The 23,602-nt window shown below is 46.1% G+C and carries 17 protein-coding genes; all 17 read right to left on the reverse strand.

Annotated elements, in window-relative coordinates; translation table 11 throughout:
• The coding region (locus AC2A06_RS17560) for a type VI secretion system baseplate subunit TssF (protein WP_484381128.1) at positions 1-100 on the reverse strand (100 nt) is incomplete at its 3' end.
• A 708-nt stretch (positions 101-808) separates the two neighbouring features.
• Positions 809-3,073 carry a WG repeat-containing protein gene (locus tag AC2A06_RS17565; protein ID WP_484381113.1) on the reverse strand — a complete coding sequence of 755 codons (2,265 nt, stop codon included), beginning with the start codon at positions 3,071-3,073 and terminating at the stop codon, positions 809-811.
• A 15-nt stretch (positions 3,074-3,088) separates the two neighbouring features.
• A complete protein-coding gene (locus AC2A06_RS17570; RefSeq protein ID WP_484381114.1) occupies positions 3,089-3,250 on the reverse strand; it encodes a hypothetical protein in 162 nt (53 codons plus the stop codon).
• 104 nt (positions 3,251-3,354) lie between these two features.
• Positions 3,355-6,825 (reverse strand): ImcF-related family protein, encoded by a 3,471-nt coding sequence (locus AC2A06_RS17575; protein ID WP_484381115.1) that lies wholly within the window; start codon positions 6,823-6,825, stop codon positions 3,355-3,357.
• A gap of 238 nt (positions 6,826-7,063) precedes the next feature.
• On the reverse strand, positions 7,064-8,281 hold the full coding sequence (locus AC2A06_RS17580) for a hypothetical protein (protein ID WP_484381116.1): 1,218 nt from the start codon (positions 8,279-8,281) through the stop codon (positions 7,064-7,066).
• Positions 8,281-8,547 carry a PAAR domain-containing protein gene (locus AC2A06_RS17585; protein WP_037386805.1) on the reverse strand — a complete coding sequence of 89 codons (267 nt, stop codon included), beginning with the start codon at positions 8,545-8,547 and terminating at the stop codon, positions 8,281-8,283. Before AC2A06_RS17585 ends, AC2A06_RS17580 begins: the two co-directional genes overlap by 1 nt.
• Positions 8,548-8,674: 127 nt before the next feature.
• Positions 8,675-9,763, reverse strand: coding sequence for a hypothetical protein (locus AC2A06_RS17590; protein WP_484381117.1), 1,089 nt, complete (start codon positions 9,761-9,763; stop codon positions 8,675-8,677).
• Between the two features lie 135 nt (positions 9,764-9,898).
• Positions 9,899-10,600: a hypothetical protein gene (locus tag AC2A06_RS17595; RefSeq protein WP_484381118.1), complete on the reverse strand. Its 702-nt coding sequence runs from the start codon at positions 10,598-10,600 to the stop codon at positions 9,899-9,901.
• Between the two features lie 149 nt (positions 10,601-10,749).
• Positions 10,750-11,730: a DUF6708 domain-containing protein gene (locus tag AC2A06_RS17600; protein ID WP_484381119.1), complete on the reverse strand. Its 981-nt coding sequence runs from the start codon at positions 11,728-11,730 to the stop codon at positions 10,750-10,752.
• A 1-nt stretch (position 11,731) separates the two neighbouring features.
• Complete coding sequence (locus AC2A06_RS17605; RefSeq protein ID WP_484381120.1) at positions 11,732-12,169, reverse strand: hypothetical protein; 438 nt, start codon at positions 12,167-12,169, stop codon at positions 11,732-11,734.
• Between the two features lie 475 nt (positions 12,170-12,644).
• Positions 12,645-13,631, reverse strand: a complete 987-nt coding sequence (locus tag AC2A06_RS17610; protein WP_484381121.1) for a DUF6708 domain-containing protein — start codon at positions 13,629-13,631, stop codon at positions 12,645-12,647.
• A gap of 1 nt (position 13,632) precedes the next feature.
• On the reverse strand, positions 13,633-14,424 hold the full coding sequence (locus tag AC2A06_RS17615; RefSeq protein WP_484381122.1) for a hypothetical protein: 792 nt from the start codon (positions 14,422-14,424) through the stop codon (positions 13,633-13,635).
• 89 nt (positions 14,425-14,513) lie between these two features.
• Positions 14,514-15,188 carry a hypothetical protein gene (locus tag AC2A06_RS17620; RefSeq protein WP_484381123.1) on the reverse strand — a complete coding sequence of 225 codons (675 nt, stop codon included), beginning with the start codon at positions 15,186-15,188 and terminating at the stop codon, positions 14,514-14,516.
• Positions 15,189-15,192: 4 nt separating this feature from the next.
• A complete protein-coding gene (locus AC2A06_RS17625; protein ID WP_484381124.1) occupies positions 15,193-17,847 on the reverse strand; it encodes a T6SS effector BTH_I2691 family protein in 2,655 nt (884 codons plus the stop codon).
• Between the two features lie 28 nt (positions 17,848-17,875).
• Entirely contained in the window at positions 17,876-18,712 is an 837-nt protein-coding gene (locus AC2A06_RS17630; RefSeq protein ID WP_484381125.1) for a DUF4123 domain-containing protein, read from the reverse strand.
• Positions 18,713-18,721: 9 nt separating this feature from the next.
• On the reverse strand, positions 18,722-21,094 hold the full coding sequence (locus tag AC2A06_RS17635; RefSeq protein ID WP_484381126.1) for a type VI secretion system Vgr family protein: 2,373 nt from the start codon (positions 21,092-21,094) through the stop codon (positions 18,722-18,724).
• Positions 21,091-23,602, reverse strand: a 2,512-nt coding sequence (gene tssH / locus AC2A06_RS17640) for a type VI secretion system ATPase TssH (RefSeq protein ID WP_484381127.1), incomplete at its 5' end; no start/stop codon positions are given. The genes tssH and AC2A06_RS17635, both read right to left, overlap by 4 nt.

A 23,602-nucleotide genomic window follows, 5' to 3' on the forward strand; every position in this document is an offset into this window, starting at 1 on the left:
GCATCGCCGCACGGTCCGGGTGGGCCTGGGCAAATTCTTCACCGGCTTCAAGCAGGTAGCGCATTTCAGCGTCGTAATAACGCAGGGTTAAGTCGTCCATAGGGGTATAATACCAATGAAAAAATGAGAATGTAGAGAAGCAAAATCCCTACACCATACAGGAATAATCGAGTTAAGCTAACCTATTAATAATTATTTGATTTTATTGAAAATAATACTTTGAAAACTCGCCTCGCAGGCAGTAACGGGAGGGACTCTCTTACGCTCAAATAACCGTCTGTTTTTGTTCGTAAACCGGTCTTAATTGTTTACTCCTCACTTCTCTCTGCAGTTCAGCTATCTTAGTCTTTAATTTATTGATCTTCCTGATTGAAAAAAATAGTCGCGAGAATAATAAATGAGATAATTGACGCCCAGTATAATATATATCCGATGCCATATATCCCCTGAATCAGGAAAATTTCATTCTTATCCATTAGATTAGGCTCAAAGGCATACTTAACATCTACTAAAGCAAGAGTAAGCACCACGGTCATTACAGTAGAAAATACATACGCCGGGGTAAGCCACGTAATCAAGCGTAACATAAATTTCATCATTCAGCCTTGATAAGCCGCTAATTGGGACAGTTGAAAGCTCATAATGTAATAGTCGCAGTTAGGCATAGCCCCATACATATTCGTCATATTACTAATTGCTTGGGGCTGGCTAGAGACAGACCTGATCCTTGCGCTAAAGGAGCGCTGCTGTTCAAAAATGCTCAGCGCCCTGTCAAGCAATTCGAATTATTTAGGTTCTAGAGTAAATATCAATTATCATCCTGCGTGTCTTTAGAGGATTGGTTTCTTTTCTTGGCAAGTACAGCTCCCCCTCCTAAAAAAGCCAGCAGTAAGAGCGGTAATATGCGTAATAGAACGTCCTTTAATGCTTGATTTTGTCTTTCTGTACGTTGCTGCATTTCTCTTCCAACAAACTGCTGCATAGCAACATCCTTTTTGGTTGGTGCCCCAGTGATCAACTGTCTAGCATCTACACCACCCTCTGATGCTTTTAACTCATATTCCTGAGGCTGCTCAAATTGTATAACATCTTGCAACTGGTTGAGCTCTTCAGTGACCAGCTCCGGTCTTGCATGCGGCTGAGAATCGATAAAACCTTTAGAGTCAGTCAGCAAGAGTTGAACTAACCACTGGTTACCGACCTTGATGCTTTTCAGAAATGCGCTAGACTGGGAACCATATTTCGGACTAACACTCCAACTTAATCGCTGCATTTTTTTATCCCAGTGCGGAATTACATCCCACTGCAGGTCAATAAAAGACTGGGTTTGATCCTGAAAATGTTCTTTAAGTGTAAATAACAAATCATCTGCATCCAATCTTTCCAAAGAATTAATATCAATTGGCGGATGTTTATCAAGCCAGAGTGCCGCTCGCCACCAACCTTTCTCAGGACTGATAAAACCAATAACTTTGCGACTATCATCTTTTGACAACTTAGCAATCATCATTTCTTGATCAGATAACGCGTTGGCATAATCTACTGGTAGGAATCGGTATCCTTGTGGCAAGTTCAATTTTGCTATATTTGACAATGAAATAATCTTAGGGCCATGCTGCCAAGGTAAATCATTTGTCTCTTTATCTTTTTGTCCTTCTTCTCTGACACTGTCTTCATAGCTTAATAAGTATTTTTGTGCCGCTGGACTGTAGCTTTTCTTACTCACATCCGTAGCCTCACAGACTACTGCAGAGTCATCAGGCCATTTTAACTCTCCGTTCTTATTATAGGCCAATGTGATATTTTTCAGGCACTTCATCTCTCCAACTTGAGAAACATCTTGTTTTTTTAAAAAAACATCACCCTCCTTATCAATAAGGAATTCCGTTTTATTCGAAGAGTCCATCAGCCACATTAGTGGTGGTAGTTCCTTATCATTTGGATCAATAAATGATGTACCATCAGAAACATTCATCGAATACAACGATACCTTTTCTTTATCTAATGCCATTGCATTTTTTTCATTAAATTTATCTATTAACCTTCCCTTAAGATTCTGTTTACCTGCAATGGGTTCAGGAACTATTTTCCCACTGACATCGATAGCTTCCCAATTATTATTTATCATCACAGAGGCAGTGCCATTGGTAAACCCATAGGCTCTTTCCCAATGACGAGAGCCCGCCGGCACAATAATTTTTGAAAGCTTTAGATTAATAACCCCATAGTTTTCCTTACCATTATTCAACTGATTATATATTGCAACACCACCCTCTAACCCTCCGACTATTTCTATATTCTTTTTTACTATTCCCCCTGCGTTGTTCAACACATCCATTTTGTCATACACTTTATTAAACTCATAGTACTGAGAAGGTGTCCAATGTCTCCTTTGCCAATAATCATCATTTACCCTAGAATACTTATAGTTTGATTTATAAGGCATTACTACATTGCCACTTTTATTAATCACCATATTCTCACCGGAGTTTTCTTTCATTTCGGTGGTATTAACCTCAGCCAACCCATTATAGAATGGCTGAATGGATTCGTATTTTGGCTTAATTACCCATTGACCTTGCGTATTGATATAACCCATTTTACCTGAATCAGCTCTAGCTCCAGCCAGTCCTTCAGAGAGTGGCTGAACTAGTTTAAAACCCGATGAAGAAATAAGCTTACCATTATAATCGTACAATCTAAAAGATGAGAATTTATCATTCTTTTCACTTAATACATTATCTGCAATCTTTGTTACTTCTGTAAATGAAGCAGTTTTAACACCTTGTTGATTGAAAATATCAACATTAACTTCAAATCCTGCATGCGTCCTTTTCTCGGCAAGCCATACATTATCAGCAAAGGTAATTTTAGAATAGCTTGGTGGTAGCACCCAATCCCCTTCTAAGCTCATAATGCCACAATGTTCACGTAAATCTTTAATACATAATGGTACCCAAGGAGTTTCTTCAGCATGAACATCTATAACAGAAAAAAGTAACAGCACGACTAATAGTGAATATTTTAATGTCTTCTCTCTGCCACTCAAAAAACAATACTCAACAATGCTCACAATAGCTTCCTTTATTTATAATTTCAGCAGGGTGCGTGTATGCACACTGCCGTCGAACTCTGCCAGTGTGCAGATAAGTTCGATATCCATCCCCGAGAGTTTGTTCACCTCTTCACGAATACGCTGAAGATCTTCGTCATAACTCAGCTCTTCACTGGTGGGCTGGCTCTCGCTCAAAGGGGTTAACCAGTTGTTCCATTAGGCAATCGTGACTTGTTCCTGCTGCGCCAGGGTCTGGTTCCCCGCCTAGCTACCCGCCATTAAACTTTGCAGGTCGGCCATTATTGTTCCCCCTCTAGCGGAAGATTATTACTGCCGCTGCTATTGCTGCTACTGTTTCCAGATAGGGCGTTCTCCGCTACCCCGGCCTCGACACTGAAAATTTGATCCGGCAGGGTAAAGTTGCGTAACTGCAACAACGCCAGCGGGCCATTGCCCAGTTGTGAGCGCAGTGCCCATTGCAGAGTCTGGCCGTCTGGGGTGGTAAAGCTCATCATCCACTGGCTGTGGTCCAGTTGCTGGCGTTTACCTTGCTCCAACCAGCGGATAAAGCCCCAGGTGCCGCTGTAATCACCAAACAGCCGCGCCCCGGCATTGGTGGTGGTCCAGGTCAGCATGGTGCCCGGTTTATAGGTATCACCCGGCCAGCGGAAGCTCTGCCAGTCTGCCATCTGGTTAAAGTAGTGCAGTTTCTGCCCATCAATGGTCAGTTGGGTTTCCGTGACCTGCGGTGCCGGGCGGGCCTGCAGTTCAAAGCTGATCCCCTGGCTACCATCAGTAAACAAAATATCGGACAACTGACTTAACTGGTTGATAGACTTAAGGAACGCCGGGTTAAAGGTCAACCCCTGGCTGTGCGCCGTGTCCACGACCCAGACACTGCCTTCCTTATGCAGCACCCCGCCCAGTTCGCTGGTGAGGAAGCGCTCAAGGCGGCCACTGTCCTTGCGGATAAACTCTGCCAGCATCGGCAGCGAGGCATCACTCTTGCTGGCGGCAAACGGATAACGCCCATCAAAGGCGGTATGCCAATTGGCCACCACCGCCCGGCTCCAGCGGTCATTAAGGCTGGCGGCCGAGGGTTGCAATACGGTTTGCCACGCTTGGGCCAGCGGTTGCACAAACAGGGTGCGGCCAAAGCTGCTCCACTCTTCCCCCAGGCTGGCGGCCACCAGGCTGCCGTATTGCTGGGTGTCGGTCAGGTCGACACTTTTGCCCTGAAACACCGTCTGGGCCAGGGTCTGCATCATCTCCTGCGGATCTGAACTGCTGGCCACCTGCTGCAAGCGCAGGCGCACACGGGTGATGCGCGTCAGGTAGGTTTGCAGGCTGAGGCTGTTATCCGCCGACATCACGTTACCGGCCTTGTTTTTCCCCATCAGGGTCAACAACGGGCCGAAGGTGTCATCCAGTGGGCCCTGAGGCCCGGCGGCATTCTGATCGATGGTGGGTTTCTCCTTGTTATTGATCAGGTCCTTGGCGGACTTGATAAGGGAATCCGACAACCCTTCACTCTGCTGCCCGGTCTGCCCCTGCCAGGACAGGGTATTCATCAACGCAATCATCGGTGACTGGCGGACATCACTCATCAGCGTCAATTGGTCGGTGACATCGGCAATATTATTGGTGGGGTTAAGGCGCAAGCTGTTGAGGAAACTGAGCCAGCTACCGGCAAAATCGGCAAAATAGCGTTGGGTCAGGCGGGCTTTCAGCGCCTCGGGGGAAATTTCGGCCGTGATGTTATGACCACTGTCGCTGAGCACCCAGTCGATTTCATCGCGGCGGGAATTGGCGGCCTTCTCAATTGCCGGTTGAATGCCCCCTTCCCAGGCCTGACGGGTAAACATGCCCGGCACCACTTCATCAGTGTTGAACAGGCGGCGAGCGTCGGTACCGCTGGTCATGTCCTCGAGCGTCACATCGGCAAAATTGCGACGTACCGATTTAAGCATGTTTTCATACAGGGTCCCTTCGGCATTACGCCGACCAATCTGTTGCAACAACACCTGGCGGCTCTGATTCACCAGCGGTGCCTCCGGGGTGATTTTCCACCCCGGTTGGTGGGGCAGCTCGACAATATAAAATGCCCATAAATCCGGTGCCAGGCTCTGCCATAACCCGGGGGAGAGCCCCTGGCGGGTAGGTTGCACCGTTTTCAGGGTGTCGGCATAGAAGCTGGCATCCACCTTATCGGGGCGCGCCATCATCAACCAGGCTTTCAACGCGTCATAACCGGATTTGGCCAGCTCCGCACGCTCTGGCGTGTTGGGGGCCGAGTTGGCCAGGGTGGTCAGTTGCTGTTTAAGGGCCAGGCTGGCGGGGTCACGGATCAGGCGATTATTGGCTTCACCGTACCAGGGCATCATCGCCGCCAGCAGCGAGGCATTGTGGTCCAGGCCGAAGCGCAAGTACCACGGCGTCCCTTGCTGAACACGGTACTGCAGCCGCCCCGCGTCGTTACGCAGATCATGCAATGCGGTCAATTGCTCATCAGTGACCGCCGGTTGCGCCACCAGGGTATGGGCTTTCTCGGCAATAGTGATCATCTGTTGGCGGTTAAGCACAAACGACAGCAACAGACCCGCCCACCAGAGCCCTATCACGGTCATCAGCGACCAGGCCAGGGTGCGCTCCCAGGCCATCCCCACCCGGCGACCACGCACCTTGCCACACTCGTCAATCACCCCTTGCCAGATGGCCGGCAGGGTCAGTGCATGGGGAACGGCGTTCGGCGTGCCCAATCCTGCGCGCTCGGCACTGTTGGGCTGCGGCAGGCTGAACATCAGGCCACGTAACGGCACCCGTTGCTGCGTTGCAAACAGCCAGGGGGTGAGTTGAACTTGCCAGCGCTCGATACCACCGGCTTGCAGTTGCTGCCCCAGACGTAACAGAAAGTCATGCTGCTGATGCTCCAGCACCTGCTCTACCCCCTGCTGGCGCAGTTGCGGCAGCAGTTTATTCAGCTGGCGTGCGACATCATCAGACATGGCACGCCAGGGGAAGGAGGCCCCCACGGTCTGTTCGATACGCCCGGCTTGTGACCAGGGGCTGTCACACAGTTGCCATAACCACACCGGGGGTTGGTAACGCAACAGTTCGCCGATTTTCTCCAGCCCGCGCAAGTCGTTGTCACTGACTTGCGGTGTCAGATTCTGCTGCGGGCCCAGTACCCGGATAATGCCATCCAGCGGGCGACCCCGGCGCAACTTGCGCAGCGCGGTGTATTGTTCGCTATCAACCTGGGTGGTCAGGCTGCCGCCGTAAATCAGCACCGTGCGGCTGCCTTCCTGCCACTGGTTCTCTTTCAGACCCGGTGCCAACAGTGCCAGTTCACTCTCATCCCCAGTGACCAGCAGCAGGCGCACTTTACGCCGCCAGAACAGGCCATAACGGCGGGCGAGGTGGTTTTTGAGTTGGGTGATACTCATCAAGGCCGATGACTCTATTTCTGAACGGGTATGCTCAGTGACAGGCTTATTCCCACCAGAGATAGACTTCGCGTTACGATAGGCTTTCTTACCGAACAGATAGGTCGAAACGAAAAAGAGCACAATAAATAGCAACAACCCTCCTGTTAAGACCAGAGATAAGAAGAATAGCCGCTCCTGCCAGACAGAATCTGGTGAAACCCCCAATTGAGCGGGGTCATTTCTGAGTATCAAGCAAACAGCAATCCCCAGAAATAGAAAAATAAACAAAATAGACCATAACTGAAACGTGGTATTTCTTAACCCCTGTAATATGCCTTTCACCTGTATCTCCCAACACAAAACGGCTGGACACGCTAGTGCCAGTAATCGCTGATGAATTCAATGCGATATGGATAATATAATCAACTTTATTGAAGTGGCAGTCAGAAAACTATTTAGGGACAAATCGGCTAAAAACGATTTGAACACTGCTTGCAGTAGTACCCGGCTAGCCAAACTATATGCCACGGTTACCCTGCCAGATTTCTGACTTTTGAATGGTCGGGGACACACCCTGCCCTTATGACTCTGCGGTTGGATAGACAACCAACCACCACGGCAAGCCAGCCGCCCCTGTGGTACTCATGATTAATTGCGCAGCAAGCGGCTGCCGGGAATTCCCTGCTGCCAAAGCAATGGCAAGCCAGGGGGACACCCCACCGGTATAGCCACTCTTGATATCTATATCTGTAAACTGCCCTTTAGCCTCAACACAAGGAAAATTGAGGTGATGATTCATCAGCAGAGCCTGTGCTTTATTTTCGGTTCCCATTCCTGCAAGCCATAAGTAAGCGACATCTTCCACCTGAGTATTTCCCCACTGTAAAGACTGCATCGCCGATGCATGGATCATTGCAGTTTCCTGCGAAAGTTCGGGCCGATGAACATGAGCCATAGCGCTGTCTGCAACGGTATTTTTGGCATGTAGAAGGAGTGCAACGGCTATCTCGCTTTCGCCATCTGCTAAATTTGACATTAACCTGACCGACAGAATAAGCAGTGAATCCATCATATCGGGTTTATCCAACCAATGGTCAATATCCACCAGTGCAAACTGCGGAAAGAATTGTACGACAGCGGATGCGGGTAGCCACGGCATAAGATTTTGCTGGATAGCCGCACTCTCTTCAACACTCAATGGGGCATCACTGTCCACTTGTATAACCACTGCCAATGAATGGGGTAATTTAAGTCGAGTCAATGCAGCCTGCAGAGCAACATCTTGCAAAAGCGAGCTCAGTCTGCGGGTAACTCTATCGGAAAGCTGCATTGTGGCATCATTAAATTGAGCCTGATAGCGGACTTCCTGTGTGGCTTCATCGACCACTGCGGGCAATACTACCCCTTCAGGCAGCATAAATTGTTCTGTTAACGTATTAGCGCTGGCGACATGCGGCAAATGCACACATTCAGCCCCCAGCAGGAGAAAATTTTGCCCATGTTGGATCTCAGCCATCAAATCGCGCTCCCGCTCGGCATCCCAACCATCAGCTAACCACTCTGAAACCAGCCAACTTACCCAGCGGGTAGTAAATGCAAATAGCCATAGCACACAAGGAATACTGATCAAACAGTGCCAAAAAAGCGCCCCGCGTGTTGCACTTTCCGCTGGCCATAATTTAAGCGTAGTAAACCCGCCACCGAGTAGAAAAATCAGCAACAAGAGTAACCAACGTTTTACAGAGGGCCGTTGCTTTCGTTTAGCAACCGGAGGAATAGTGGAGAGATCAACTGGCATTATTTACTCGTCGTCGCATTGGTCAAGGAGGATATTAATGTACAACCGCAACTACATTTATACCCATCAAAAGCCACCGGTACCCCATTATCTTTCATCGTTGGGTGCCCTTCGGCAATATAAGAAGGGCTATGCCCAGTTATCGGGCAACTGACGGGATCATTCAGCCGAGCGACCCCAATCCCCTGAAACGTCATTTTTCCAGAACCAGAAAGCACTTGGCCGCCTCCTGTGGTTTTATCTCCGATACGGATTATACCTTTCATATCTTCTACTCTCTATTATAAATATCCGATAACGCTTATTCATTTAACAGTAAAGATGATATCTCTTTTAAAGACACTCACCCTATCAAAATGACTAGCATAGGGTTTTATAATAAGTAATCAAAATTTACTTTGACTCTTTCACAGTGATACTGTTAAAGATTTTTTTGGCAAAAATATCATGGGTATTAATTTGGTCTTTAATAGAAACAACCTGAACAAAAACCACTTTTTTATTAATCACTGTTTCAATCTCTGTTAAAAGAGTCGTAATAACAACCTCATGACCATCAACATCCCCACGAGTTTTAACTGTAACCATATCAGCACCATTAATATTAACATGCTCTTTATCGATTACAGTTGCATTTTTAATTTTGCCAATAGCGTTTGTTGATAAAGCAATTTCACGCCCCATTTTCATCAGCCTATCAGGGATGCCCCGTGTATAGCTCAGTGAGGGTAAAATACCAATATTAATAATGTGGCTCTTGGATTTTTTATTTTCATAAATACGAAATACCGCTCCAGATTCTAACTCACTGATAAGTTCCTTTTTCCGATTATCCACCTCATATTGGTAAGGGATGCCAATTGTAAATTGACCATTTAAAAACTCTTCCTGAACAAGATGTCTTGGCCTTGATGATACTTCATCATTGGCTTGCTTATTGATATCTAATATACCCCTACCAAAATCAGAGAAAGGAGCATATATCATAATAGCAATAAACAATATGAAAAATGCGTTCATGAAGTGACTTTTCTTTAGCGATATTTTTTTACTCTTTGATACTGTATTGCTTGTGGAAAGCTCATCATCAAGGTTTAATAGCAGCAAACAAATTAACTCAACCATTTTCTTGGGGAAAATTTCAAGACTATCAGAATTCTCCACAAGTATCACATCATAGCTTTGTGAATTAGCATTTAAAAAAAATGCATCTCCTGCAATCTTTTGGTATACAACACCATTCGCGATAGCTTTATCAAGTATTTTAGGTGGGCCTTCTTCACCTACATAAGCTAATAAACAAGGTTCACCATACTCTTCTGGCACAGAGAATAATGTTGCTTTAATTTCCCCTTCTTGCCTCTCACCTTCAAGCCATAACGTAGATCCCCTTAATTTATTAATAAAATTAAAAAGCAATAACTCATCTTCATTTGATGATTTTTGGAATTTTCGCCACAAACATAATAGATTATCACTCAACTATCTTATCCTTTTAATAATTTATTTTTTGTAAAAATAACCAGATCTAATAAAATTCATATTTATTTTATGGAAGGCTAACATAATAACAAACACCGATATACTGTAAATACCCCCAGGCTTTAGCGATTGATTTCAATTACCAATCCCGTTGCTCTTTTTGTTACTATATTTCCTTTTTTTTAATGCATAAAAGAACAGCGGCACTATAAAAGGAATAACAAAAATCATCCGTTGCGGGGCAAATATAAGCCCAGGGATCAGCATCACCATAGCTAAACAGAGCACTACGAATAAGGCTGTTGAACTTGATTCTTTACTGGTTCTAACATTCAGCCCTTGTGCATTGATGATCCGTTCTATCTCATTCGCCATCGCTTTTAGAGCAACGATATCCCCTTGATACTCCTTTCCGCCACTATCACCTAAAATATTCAATGCTGTAAACTTAAATTTTTTTTCTTCAGTACATACAGAAAAACCAAATATCTTACTTAAATCATCAACTTTAAATAACACTACATCCTTAAAGTTCATATCACCATATCTAATCGATGAAATCTTTTCATTATCTAAACTCACCTTATCCCACAGTGTGTTTTTTTCAATATAATTTGAAACACATACCATTAATGCTGCGATAATAAAAATCAAAAAAAATAAAAAAGAAGGAATAAACCAATCACCCAACCATTCGATAATAAAATTAGGCTCCCCCCTCATAGTTAAGAATATGAAGTAACTCGCAAAAATCAACATCATTCCGATAAAAAAAAGCATCAATAATAATGCTATCAATCTATTTTTCTTCGCTGAATATCTATACGAATAATTCATGACATCATCCTTCCCCTAATGCCAATTTTAACTCATTAATTTCTATGAATCAGCAATTTACAACTTAGGTTCTGCACCAACCATTTCTGGATATGATATTTATTAGTACCAGCCAAAAATTCCTCTCCCTCTTTCACCTGAGTATTGACTTATTTTTTATCTTTACGCTTGTCCTTAAAAATATCTCGCCACGGTGTTTTATGGTTATTCTCTGCCGTGACCCTATAAGGATCATCCGCAGCCACCGGGCATAATGCTTCAATTTCTGCTGGCCAGATAGGTCGTTTGCTGGTGATAATGGCAATATAACGGGGAATGCTAAAAATAAAACTTAATAAAAATATAAACGGGAACAATATCGGTAACAGGAATAGCGGTATACCATCATATTGTGAGATTAAATACAATAGACCAAAGTTATAGCTTTCCCGTTTATGTTCAATCGGCAGACAAAAATCCACCACCGATATCACTGCCTGTGGCCCCTCTTCCATATAGCGGCGCACAAATTCCCAATGGCGTTTCAGCGGCTCACGATCACCGTGGGTTGCTGGCAGGCAGAAAGTATCGACCACTGTGATATTATCCTCTGCCAATACATGGCCACTGATATAGTAATCTTTACTCGCGCCTTTTCCATGGCTCAAGCCGAGAGTAAAAAATACCTTATCCCAAGGCACTGAGTAGCTAGAGCCATCAATACGGTGGGCATGCACCATACGGTTTTTTCTATCAAAACGAATTGGGTAGTGCGTCCAGGCAAACCATTCGGTTTTAAGCAACTTTAACGCCCAGTAAATTGCTGGTACTGACACTACTGTAAAAAATATAATGGTAAAAAAGGCAGTCCAATTAAAGTTTCGATTAAGGAATATAAAAATCACCGATATTAAAAAAATAGAAAACATAGAAAAACCAACAAAACTCACAAGACTACCTATTCCCTTAGGTGAATAGTATTTATCTACCAACTCCATATAGTTAGAGTTTAAAGTAATAACACTCACTTCCGGTGCCAAAGATTGATTTTTTAAATCAATCTTTTCATATTGCTTAAGTTGATATTGTCTTTCTTGCGCATTCAATGAGCGATTGAATTTAAACTTTGGAAACAAACCGTAATAATCCATATTATTTTTTATCTACCTGATTTTGCTCTTTTCTTTTTTTCAATGCATAAAAGAACAGCGGCACTATAAAAGGAATAACAAAAATCATCCGTTGCGGGGCAAAGATAAGCCCAGGGATCAGCATCACCATAGCTAAACAGAGCACTACGAATAAGGCTGTTGAACTTGATTCTTTACTGGTTCTAACATTAAGCCTCTGTTCATTGATGATACGCTCTATCTCATTTGCCATCGCTTTTAGAGCAATAATATCCCCTTCATATTCCTTTCCGCCGCTATCACCTAGAATATCTAAAGCTGAAAAATAAAACCTATCTTTTTCAGTTCTAATTTTAAAACCAAATATCTTGTTAAGATCTTGAATTTTAAACGATACTATATCTTTAACTCTTATACACCCATATCTGCAAGACAATATTTTCTCATTATCTATTGTCACTTCATCCCATAAGGATTTTTTTCAATATAATTAGAAACAAGGAAAGATAATGGCGTGAAAATAAATAACAACAATACCATAAAAAACACCCCCCTCCATTTACCAAGCCACTGAGAGAAAAAATTATCTTCATCCATAAAAAAATAAAATAACTCAGGCTAATTGCTGTCATTAATAGCATTAGAATTACAAACGAATTCGCAATTATTCTTTTTTTCTTGGAATATATCTATATGAATAAACCATAAAATTATCCTTCGCCCAATGCCAATTTAAACTCACTTATTTCCATTTGCACATTTGGGCAAATCAACCGTTCTGCCGCTCCCTGGCTAATTTTATCTTATTGATCCAATACACCATCCTTTTTATTAATCGACAACCTATACCATAGGTTCTACGCCAACCATTTCTGGATATGATATTTATTAGTACCAGCCAAAAGTTCCTCTCCCTCTTTCACCTGAGTATTGACTTATTTTTTATCTTTACGCTTGTCCTTAAAAATATCTCGCCACGGTGTTTTATGGTTATTCTCTGCCGTGACCCTATAAGGATCATCCGCAGCCACCGGGCATAATGCTTCAATTTCTGCTGACCAGATAGGTCGTTTGCTGGTGATAATGGCAATATAACGGGGAATGCTAAAAATAAAACTTAATAAAAATATAAACGGGAACAAAATCGGTAATAGGAATAGGGGTATACCATCATATTGTGAGATTAAATACAATAGACCAAAGTTATAGCTTTCCCGTTTATGTTCAATGGGCAGACAAAAATCCACCACCGATATCACTGCCTGTGGCCCCTCTTCCATATAGCGGCGTACAAATTCCCAATGGCGTTTCAACGGCTCACGATCACCGTGGGTTGCTGGCAGGCAGAAAGTATCGACCACTGTGATATTATCCTCTGCCAATACATGGCCACTGATATAGTAATCTTTACTCGCACCTTTTCCATGGCTCAAACCGAGAGTAAAAAATACCTTATCCCAAGGCACCGAGTAGCTAGAGCCATCAATACGGTGGGCATGCACCATACGGTTTTTTCTATCAAAGCGAATTGGGTAGTGCGTCCAGGCAAACCATTCTGTTTTGAGTAAAATAAACATAAAAATTACCATCGGTACTCCAGTCAATAGAATAAACAAAAGAAATGCAATAGCTTCCCATGATATACTATATTGAGAAAATAATGTTGCCAACACCAGATATAATAATACTGAGAAGGTAGCAATAAAGCCAACCGAGCTTATTAGAGTCCCCACCCCCTTAGCTGAGTAGTATTTATCTACCAACTCCATATAGTTAGTGTTTAAAGTAATAACACTTGCTTCCGATGCTAGAGATTGATTTTTTAAATCAATCTGTTCATGCTGCTTAAGTTGATATTGTCTTTCTTGCTCATTCAATGGACGATTGAATTTAAACTTTGGAAACAGCCCGTAATAATCCATATTATTTTTTATCTACCTGCTTTTGATCTTTTCTTTTTTTCAATGCATAAAAGAACAGCGGCACGACAAAAGGAACAACGAAAATCATCCGTTGCGGGGCAAAGATAAGCCCAGGGATCAGCATCACCATAGCTAAACAGAGCACTACGAATAAGGCTGTTGAACTTGATTCTTTACTGGATCTAACATTAAGCCCTTGTTCACTGATGATGCGCTCTATCTCATTTGCCATCGCTTTTAGAGCAACAATATCCCCTTGATATTCCTTTCCGCCGCTATCACCTAGAATATCTAAACCTGAAAAATAAAACCTATCTTTTTCAGTTCTAATTTTAAAACCAAATATCTTATTGAGATCTTGAACTTTAAACGATATTATATCTTTAACTCTTATATCTCCATATCTGCAAGATGATATCTTCTCGTTACTTATTGTCACCTCATCCCATAGGGAACTCTTCTTAATATAGCTAGAGACAAGCCCAAACAATGGTATCATAACTAGAGCTAATAATATCAAGCAAGTATTAATTATCCAGTCATCCATATCTTTGATTGAGAAACTCATATCAATTAAAGTACCTATAGCAACAAATACTACACCAAAACATAAAAAAACAAGTGATGTAGCTATTATCCGATTTTTCCTGGGTGTATATCTATATGAATAATTCATAAAATCATCCTTCCCCCAAAGTTTTTTAACTCTGTCATTTCCATACTCTGTAGCCAGAAAGAAAACTTGCCATCCACTCTTTGATACACAGCCATTTATCTCAATAATACCAGTCACATAAAGGCTGTACTCATGGCTCCTCGCAGATTACTCAGCTACAAGAAAATTGAATTATTTCAGGTCCAGACGGATAATTACTTATAACTTTAATTTTCTTTACTCTCTTTATTACTGTTTATCCTTTTTATTAATAAATAGAAAAAAGTCGGCACAACAAAGGGAACAACAAATATCACCCGTTGTGGAGCAAAAATAAATCCAGGGACTAACATAATCATGCATAGACAGAGCAATATAAACAAAATTGACGAAGTGGATTCTTTACTAATCTTGATGTTTAATTCTTTTTCCTTAATAATTTTTTCAATTTCAAAAGCGATTGTTCTTATCGCCATTCTATCTTGCTCATACTCTTTCCCACCATCACCGCCTAAGAAATTTAAATAAGAAAATCTTAAAGTAGCCTCCTTTCCTTTCAATTTAAAACCAAATATTTTATTAAGATCTTGAACTTTAAACAATTTAACATCTATAAATTTGATATCACCATAACGTTTAGAAGAAAAAACCTCATTACTAATTACGACTTCATCCTGAAGGCTGTTTTTTTCAATATAACTATCAACCTTCCCCCACAAAAAACCAATCACTAAAACAATAATTAAAAAAACGATCCAAAAGAAAAACTCACCAACATCAGCGCTTCTATTATAAAAAAAGAGAAGCCACCCTAAGAATCCTCCCACCCCCAGAGATAGCAAAGTAAAAGTGAACGCTAGCACACGAACTTTAGTCGGTATATATCTATAATAGTATTTCATTATACTACCCTTCCCCCAAGGCCAGTTTCAACTCATTCATTTCCATATGCATAGTTGCCCAAATAGGCAACTTAGCCTCTTGCTCTTTGATATGTACTTGTTTTTCCTGCTCACTCCATCCTTTTTTAGCTGGAATGCTTCGCCATAAACAACGTTCCAACCACTTTTGTATATTGTCTTTATCATTAATAGCCAAATAAATTGCCGTTCCAATTAAAATAATCGCTGCAATAGCGGTACCAAACACAGGAATTTTTGCAAATATGGCCACAGTAAGCCAAACGCCAGAAAGTGCTGATGCACCATATGCAACCATTAACCCATAGTTTTTATTTTCAAACTCATCATAAGCATGATATGAATCATAAAAAACAGTCAACACGCCAGCACTAACACCAAATATCTTTCCTATTTTCACTACCCATTTTAAAAATTTTTCTGAGCTTATAACATTTAGTCTGGATGCTCCATTAGCGAATAAATTAAACTCTTTGATACCAATTTCTATAGTTAAAAGAGAGGTACTTGCTAGTGCCGCAATCCCACCCCTAAATCGCCAAGCAGCCTCTGTCTGGTCAGCAGTCAATTTATTTTTTTTATAACTGGCAGTTTGCCATATAGCCACGGTTTGCAAAATCCCAGAAACGACGCCCAAAGTAAAAGGCATTGCTTGGCCCGCCTGCTTCATCCCCCGTTGCACAGCACCTTGCCAGCGGGTGAATTGTTCCGCCTCTACTTCACCGGTAGTACGCAATAGTTTACTAAGGGCGATGGACCTTTCTTTGGCGGGTAAGGTTTTTAGTTCCTCAACCTTTTCGATATCAATCATCACCATAAATCTTTTGGTTTCTTGCCCTTCCATGGGTAAGCCATCAATCCTTAAGCGCCGTAGTTCTTTTTGCACATAGTGACGCAATCGGTCGGCATTCACCCTGCCGGTTAAATCACTCTCTTTCGCCAACTGCCCAACCACTTCAGAAACAAATTGCTTATAAGTCCCGGTTTTTTCCAAAGTGACAATGGCTTTATTAGTAAATGCCCCCATCGCTACTACTGCATGGAATGCCTGGCCTGATTCCAGCGTACTTTGTAGTTTTGCCACTAATGGCCCAGCTATTAGTCCAAACCAGGTCCCCATCACCCCGGCAGTTTGCTCGCGCATTCTTTTGATAGTCTCTTGAAATCCATCCGCAAGACTTGACCAAGGCATGGTCCACAGGTCAACACTCTCTTTCACCCCTTTATTAAGCTTTTTAGCTAATTTATCCTGATTGAGCACCATGGCACGGGCCATGATGTTAACCGGGTCGGTTGTATCACCGATAATCAAGGACTGAAAATAGCGTGTTGCACCTATTTTATCTTGCATACCCACAATGCAGTAATTCAGTGTCTGAACGTAGTCAATGCCACTGCCCAGGTCATTAGGATCAAAATTATGTTGGAAATACCCCAATAAAAACTGGCCTTGCATGCAGTCAATATACATCTTTACACGGGGTACAATAACCCGATCATTGTAACTGTTCAGAATGGCATCAAATTTCTGCTGAAATGCATCAACTTTAGCCGGATCGTAATATTGTTCATATTCGGCCCATTTACGCTCTACAATAGATTTCATATCCGACTTTGCATCGACCATCTCCGTATACTTTTCATAGTCTACGTTGCCACTTTTAAAAACTTGGTCAGCAATCGAACTCGGTTGAGTAACCCCTGACATGGCATTTTTGGGCGATATACCAGCAGCAACTTTATTCTTAGGAAAAAACATCTCGCTTTCCATAAACATGCTGTCTGAAATATAATCGCGCTCAAATTGACAAATCAATGACGTTTTCAAGCCCTTGATAGCCGATAACAGTGCCAACTCGCGCTGATATTCAGGCCGTTGATAGACGTTGAGTTGTAACTCATAATTTATCAGTGATGAAAGGTCCTGAAGTACCGCTGGCGCATCTTGCAGCAGGATCATCGCCCCTTTACCACGGTAAAGCTTATTGGCAGCCAATTGCAGGTTTAATCCCCCCACAGGTAGCACCCGCTTCCAATGAGCCACTGACCACTCTTTAGCCTGACTACTGGCGGCTTTGACGCTGTATTCCGCGACCGTATCTTCTAACTTATCCAGTGCTATGACTTGCTCCGCATTACCCGCATTGAGCCAGGCATCCATATCAAAGCGTTGCATCGCCTTGCTACGGTAGCCTTCCTCTTCATGCTGCTGACGTACCACTGCAGTCCATGACACCTCAGACCAGACAAACCAGAAAATACCGTTTTTCATTCCCAGAGGTTTAACGGGTAAAGTCACCAGCGAAGCTGTTGCTAATTCTTCTGGCTGGTCAGCACACGGCCTCACTTTGCCATCAACAATATCGGCAGGGATATCACCATTTTCAGGCAAAGGATAATAGTATCCTTCAGCCGTCACAAAGTAATTTATCCAGCGTTTGCCTGATTCCGCCCAGATGTACAAAAAGCCCTCACGCAGCAAGCGTCCGGTCCAGGCCGTTTCTCCTTGTGCTGCTACTGGTACTTTAATGTATTCAGGCAGATGAGGCAGGGTATCCACTTTTGACACAACGGCAGGACGTAGTGGTAAAATTGGCAAACCATAGCGAATACAGAACTTACAACCTTTTTGTGTGCTCATATCATTTATTCCATATCAATTTACCGGATTACATGCTGACCATATACTGCCATTGGGCTTTATCCCAACTGCTGGTTTCATCGCGATAATAATCAGGGCAGTTTCTAGCCTTTATCAACAGTTCAGCCATCTTCGGAGCAGTCCAAAATGCGTCTCGTTGTTGCAACCCATGAAGAGCAAATTCAATTTTGTCTTCCTTGGTCGGTAGTTGGCACTGTGTAGCTTGCTGCAATAGTGCATCTATACGCTGGCTCAATGCTTGCCGTTGTGCCATATCGCCGCATAGGGGCAGTTTTGCCAGTACCTGATTGATCTGCCCACAACGCTGGAGTTGTTCCAGAGGCATATGCGGGGAATCACCCGTTTGGAAAGCAATACGCTCAGGAAACGCCAAGGAATGCCAGCCCCCCTCGAGCCAGAAGGTCCAACAAGGTATTTGCTGTGTTGGAAGTTGGTGTGACAATTGCCAGGGGCTTAGCATCCAGTGCAAATGAAACAGCACTCGAGGGTCGTAGTAACGCAAAATATGCCCTTGCTGCTGTTGATCTTTAAAATACAATGCATCAGCCAGGGCACCACGTAACTCCTCGGGTGATCGCTTGCTAGATAACAACAGCGAACAGAGTGGCGGTGTGTGCGTGTCTGAATGCTGCACCAACCCAGACATCAGTTGACTCCATGCTGCGGAAGGCAGGTCATGTAAGGGCAGCAACCAAGGATAAAGATGTGCCTGTGGAGCCAGCATCGGAGACACCAGCTCAATCAGTGGCCATTCCTTTGACAGTTCAGGGTGGCGCCTGCGGTCAATCACGGCAAATTGATGCTCCGCCAGTGGTAGACTCGGTTGTAAATAATTAATCTGCATCACCGCTCCTTAGCTCAGTGGCATAGTGGCTTCACTTTCGCTGTCCGCCTGAGAAGCCGTCGACTCACAAGCGGTAAACTTTGGATAAGGCATATCCAACTTGGCAGGCCCGGCATAATCAAAATCAGCACTTTTCACCTTAAATCCCCCCCCTGTACCATTTTCAATCTTGGCTGGATCAAGGGTGATGTAAGAACCACCGCACTGTAGGGTGATTTTTTTCTGAGCAGAAATAATAATTTCGTCCTCAGTGCTGTAGATGGATAATTTCTTGTTGGCAATAATATCGATGGCATCCGTTTGCGCTTGAATTTCCACCTTGCCTGTTGCCGCAACCAGTTTCATACCCAATTCATGTACAAAGGCGACAAATCCTTTTTTCGCCAGCAAAACCATACGTTTCAATGTACTGATTTCGGTATTACCACCGGCAGTCATAATCTGGTTTTGGTTGGCACTTAACTGAATATGCTGAGGCGTAGAGAGTGCGATCCCACCGGGCGCACCAGCCACAATAACTGGTTGTTGCAACTGATCGACATTTTGTTGTAAAAATTGCTGTTGGCTACTGTTATCCAAGGGATCGATTTGCGCTGTTTGTAGTACCTCTGACAAGGATTGCGCCAACGCTAACGCATCAGATAGCTGGCGCTTGATTTCATCCATGCTCAGTTGTTCACCACCCGCTCGTGGTTGCGCCTGCGCGGTGAATAAAAGCCCTTTACCACCACGTAACGCCAGCCAGTCATCGGAACGCAGTTCACCGCCCTCACCGCGCTTGTGTTTCTCACTGTCCACCAGGTGGCCGAGGTTCAGTTGGCTCTTGCCCCCGTACTCGGTTGAGATTTTCACGTGCTCCTGGCCGCGGTTATCATCTAACCTTATCTTGTTGTTCGAGGGAGTCCTGAGGACATTACGCTTGTAGTTGCGGATGGTGACGTGGTCGCCGTGGGCCGAGTCATGCAACACCCCAACGATGTACGGGCGGTCGGGATTGCCATCCTCAAACCCTATCGCTACCTCGGTCCCTGCCAGCAGCGGCAGGTGCAGGCCATAGGTGTCCCCGGCATAGGGGCGGGACTGGCGTACCCACAGGCTTTCAAAGCCGGTTTCCCAACTGGCGCGGTCAAACAGCATGTTGACGCGGTAACGGCCCTCTTTGTCGATGTGCCCATAAGTGTCGTTTTCAGTGGTACTGGTGACCCGTGCCGGCAAGGTGCCCGCCATCACCGGGCGTGTGCCGGGCTCGGGGCGGAAGCAGTAATCGGTGTTATCCGGCAAGGCAGTAAAGTGAATTTCAAAACTGCGGTCACGCCGTGCCTGGCTGTGGACTTGGGTAATCAATACCCCTTTGGTAAAGGTGTCGGTAACTTCATGGCCGCCGGTGACCTTCAGTACCTGCCCCGGTGACAGGGTGGCACAGCTGGTGATACCGGTCAGTTGCGTCTGCTGATTCAGGTAACGTTCATGGCGAAGACGGCCATAAAACGCGCCGGACTCCGGTGCCGGTTGGCGTTCATGGCTGCTGCCGGCCGTCAGGTAGTTGTCGGCATAGTGATAGGCTTCCCCATAAGTGGTGCTATCGCCGTGGGTGACATCCACCTGGGTGTCCATCGCCTCGGTGGCCTGGCGGTAGTTGTAATCCCGGGTAGAGACCTGTTGTTGCACCACCTGATGGTGGCTGGTCATGCCCCAGACCGATTCAACCCCCTGGTCATGCTGGCCGGATGGCGGCACCGAGGGCAGTGTCAGCCCTTTCTGATACCCTTGCTGGCTGTCGTAAAACTCCACCACATCAATATTCAGCCGCGTGTCGGTGGTAAAGCGGAACCAAATCCCCACTTCGCCCAGCAAGCGGGTGATAAAGTGCAGGTCATCTTCGCCGTACTGCATCACCTGCTCACGGCGTGGGTACTCCGCCGTCAGTGAAAACAGAAAATCCTGCCCGCGCATGTTGTGGCGTTCACGCAGGATTTTTTCCACAATCTGGGGCACCGTCATGTCCTGGTAGATGGCATTCTGGTGGGCGCGGTCAAGCAGCGCCAGCCGGGGTTGCAGGGTCAGGGCATAGCGGGTTTCATCTTTGGAGGTGCTCAGGCGTTCAAAGCCGGTCACTACCCCCTGTATCACCCGCAACGGCTGCTGGATTTTAATGCCAAAACCCTGGTCCACCGGGGCCTGTAGCGTCAGCGAGGCCGCCTTCATCAACATCGCTTCACGGCGGATAGCCTGGTCGGCACTGGTAAACTCAATGCGGTAGCTAAAAGGTTGACTTAAGGCTTCCTGACCTTCAAATACCAGCACATCCAGCCCGCTGTTGCAGCCTTTGACTGACAGCAGATGATGACTGTGATTGAACATTAATAACGGCGCAATACTCATGGCTGCTCTCCTGATGTGTGTCCGCTGGCGGTATCAAATTCCAGCACAATCCCTTCTTCCTCATCCCAGCCCAGGGTCAGGGTCTTGGGTTTTTGCTTCGCCGCCATGTAGGTCAGCAATTGCTGGCTCAGTATCGGCAATATCTGCTGGTTGAGCAGGCTGTCGACATTGCGTGCCCCGGTGTCTGGCAGTAGGCAGGCGTCGGTCAGTGCGTCATACAGGCTGTCACCTATTTGGGTGGTGAGGCCGTAGTGGCGTTGCAGGCGCTGGCTGACCTGATTCAGTTTCATCTGTACGATGGTGCGCATCGCCGTGGCGTCCAGTGGGCGGTAAATCACCGTCTGGAAGCGCGCCAACAAGGCGGGCTGGAAGTGGTCACGCAGTACCGGGCGCAGCAGCTCGTGTAAATCCCCTTCGCTGGCCTCCGGCTGTTCGTCCAGCAACTGCATCAGCAAATCACTGCCGAGGTTGGCGGTCATCAATATCACGGTGTTACGAAAATCAATTTCGCGCCCTTCGCCATCGCGCATAAAGCCGCGGTCAAACACCTGATAGAACAGGTTCATCACGTCCCGGTGGGCCTTTTCCACTTCATCGAGCAGCACCACGCTGTAGGGGCGCTTGCGTACCGCTTCAGTCAGTATGCCGCCCTGGCCGTAACCCACATACCCCGGCGGCGAGCCTTTCAGTTGCGAGACGGTGTGCGGCTCCTGATATTCCGACAGGTTGATGGTAATCAGCGATTTCTCGCCACCGTACAGGCCATCCGCCAAGGCCAGTGCGGTTTCGGTTTTCCCTACGCCACTCGGCCCAACCAGTAAAAATACCCCCTGCGGACCGTTTTCCGGCGTCAAGCCGGTTTTGGCGGCGCGCAGACGTTGGGCAATGGCGGTCAGGGCAGTATCTTGCCCCACCACCCGCTGACCAATCTCCCCTTCCAGGCTCAGCAGTTCGGTCTGTTCATCTTTCATCAGTGAGGAAAGCGGTACCCCGGTCCAGTCGGCAATCACATTGGCGACGGTGCGGGTGTCCACATCCACCTGTATCAGGGGCTCCGGCTGTTGCAACTGCTCAAGCTGCTGTTGCAGCGTGGTCACTTCAGTCTGACGGCTCAGGTCCTGGCGGCAGGTCATCAGTTGTTGCACCAGTTCTTTTTCGGCGTTAAAGCGGTGGTCTAACGTTTCCAGTGCGGTTTCCAGTTCGCCACGCTGAATTTCAATGGCGCTCAGGCGCTCACCGTGTTGCTGGCTGCCAGTGGCGATATCTTCCAGCAGGGCTTGCTGCTCCAGCTCCAAGGCTGTCAGTTGGGCTTTCAGGCGCACAATGGCTTCCGGCACCGTCTCCAGGCTCATGCGCACCCGGGCGGCGGCGGTGTCCAGCAGGTCCACCGCTTTGTCCGGCAGTTGACGACCAGTGAGATAGCGGCGGGACAGGGTGACGGCGGCGCGCACTGCATCGTCGGTGATATGTACGCCGTGGTGTTCGGCGTAGCGGGATTTCAGGCCACGCAGCATCAGGCAGGCGGTGTCATCGTCCGGCTCGTCTACTTTCACCATCTGGAAGCGGCGCTCCAGCGCAGCATCACGCTCAAAATACTGTTTGTATTCACTCCAGGTGGTGGCGGCAATGGTGCGCAGTTCGCCTCGTGCCAGCGCCGGTTTCAGCAGGTTGGCGGCATCGGCGCCACCGGCCTGATTACCAGCACCGATAATGGTGTGCGCTTCATCAATAAACAGCAGTATCGGTGTCGGTGATTGTTGTACCGCATCAATGACGTTTTTCAGCCGCTGTTCAAACTCCCCTTTAACCCCGGCACCGGCTTGCAGCAACCCCAGGTCCAAAGTACGCAGCGCCACCGGTTTGAGGCTTTCCGGCACATTGCCTTCGGCAATGCGCAGTGCCAGCCCTTCCACCAGGGCGGTTTTCCCCACCCCCGGCTCCCCCACCAGAATCGGGTTATTTTTGCGGCGGCGAGAGAGGATATCTACCATCTGGCGGATTTCGGTGTCACGCCCAAACACCGGGTCAATCTGACCTGCTTTGGCTTTGGCGGTGACATCCAGGGTAAATTTGTCCAGCGCGTTCTGCAGGGCAGCGGACAGTTCGCCGGCCTTGAGCGCCGTTTCAGGGGGGGCGTCGGTATGCAATTCCGGTGAGTGGCCGCTTTGTGCCAGCTCGGCTTCCTGCTGCACTTCCGGGCGTTCGTCCGACTGCATATCCAACAGTGGGCGCAGCCGCTCCAGTTGGCTCTGCCCCAGGGTCAGCAATGGCCACAGCGCATCGCAGGCTATCAGTTTGGGTTTATCCACCAACGCCATCAGCAGGTGGACACTGCGGATAGACTCTTCCCCCGCCAGCGAAGCACGCAACCAGGCTTCCTGCAGCAGGGTCTGGGTGGTTTGCGCCAACTGCGGGCGGCTACGCACCGAGCGCGGGCGATTATCCAGCCAGACCAGCAACTCTTGCCACAGGGTGTCCAGTTCCCACTCGTAACGGCGGGCCAGTACG

Source organism: Serratia sp. HNCC26DJ244, from assembly GCF_057180565.1.

Excerpts from the sequence above, each read along its gene's own strand:
- AC2A06_RS17580 (WP_484381116.1), bottom strand. The coding sequence starts at position 8,281 with ATGCCAGTTGATCTCTCCACTATTCCTCCGGTTGCTAAACGAAAGCAA.
- AC2A06_RS17585 (WP_037386805.1), bottom strand. The coding sequence starts at position 8,547 with ATGAAAGGTATAATCCGTATCGGAGATAAAACCACAGGAGGCGGCCAA.
- AC2A06_RS17595 (WP_484381118.1), bottom strand. The coding sequence starts at position 10,600 with ATGAATTATTCGTATAGATATTCAGCGAAGAAAAATAGATTGATAGCA.
- AC2A06_RS17600 (WP_484381119.1), bottom strand. The coding sequence starts at position 11,730 with ATGGATTATTACGGTTTGTTTCCAAAGTTTAAATTCAATCGCTCATTG.
- AC2A06_RS17610 (WP_484381121.1), bottom strand. The coding sequence starts at position 13,631 with ATGGATTATTACGGGCTGTTTCCAAAGTTTAAATTCAATCGTCCATTG.
- AC2A06_RS17620 (WP_484381123.1), bottom strand. The coding sequence starts at position 15,188 with ATGAAATACTATTATAGATATATACCGACTAAAGTTCGTGTGCTAGCG.
- AC2A06_RS17625 (WP_484381124.1), bottom strand. The coding sequence starts at position 17,847 with ATGAGCACACAAAAAGGTTGTAAGTTCTGTATTCGCTATGGTTTGCCA.
- AC2A06_RS17630 (WP_484381125.1), bottom strand. The coding sequence starts at position 18,712 with ATGCAGATTAATTATTTACAACCGAGTCTACCACTGGCGGAGCATCAA.
- AC2A06_RS17635 (WP_484381126.1), bottom strand. The coding sequence starts at position 21,094 with ATGAGTATTGCGCCGTTATTAATGTTCAATCACAGTCATCATCTGCTG.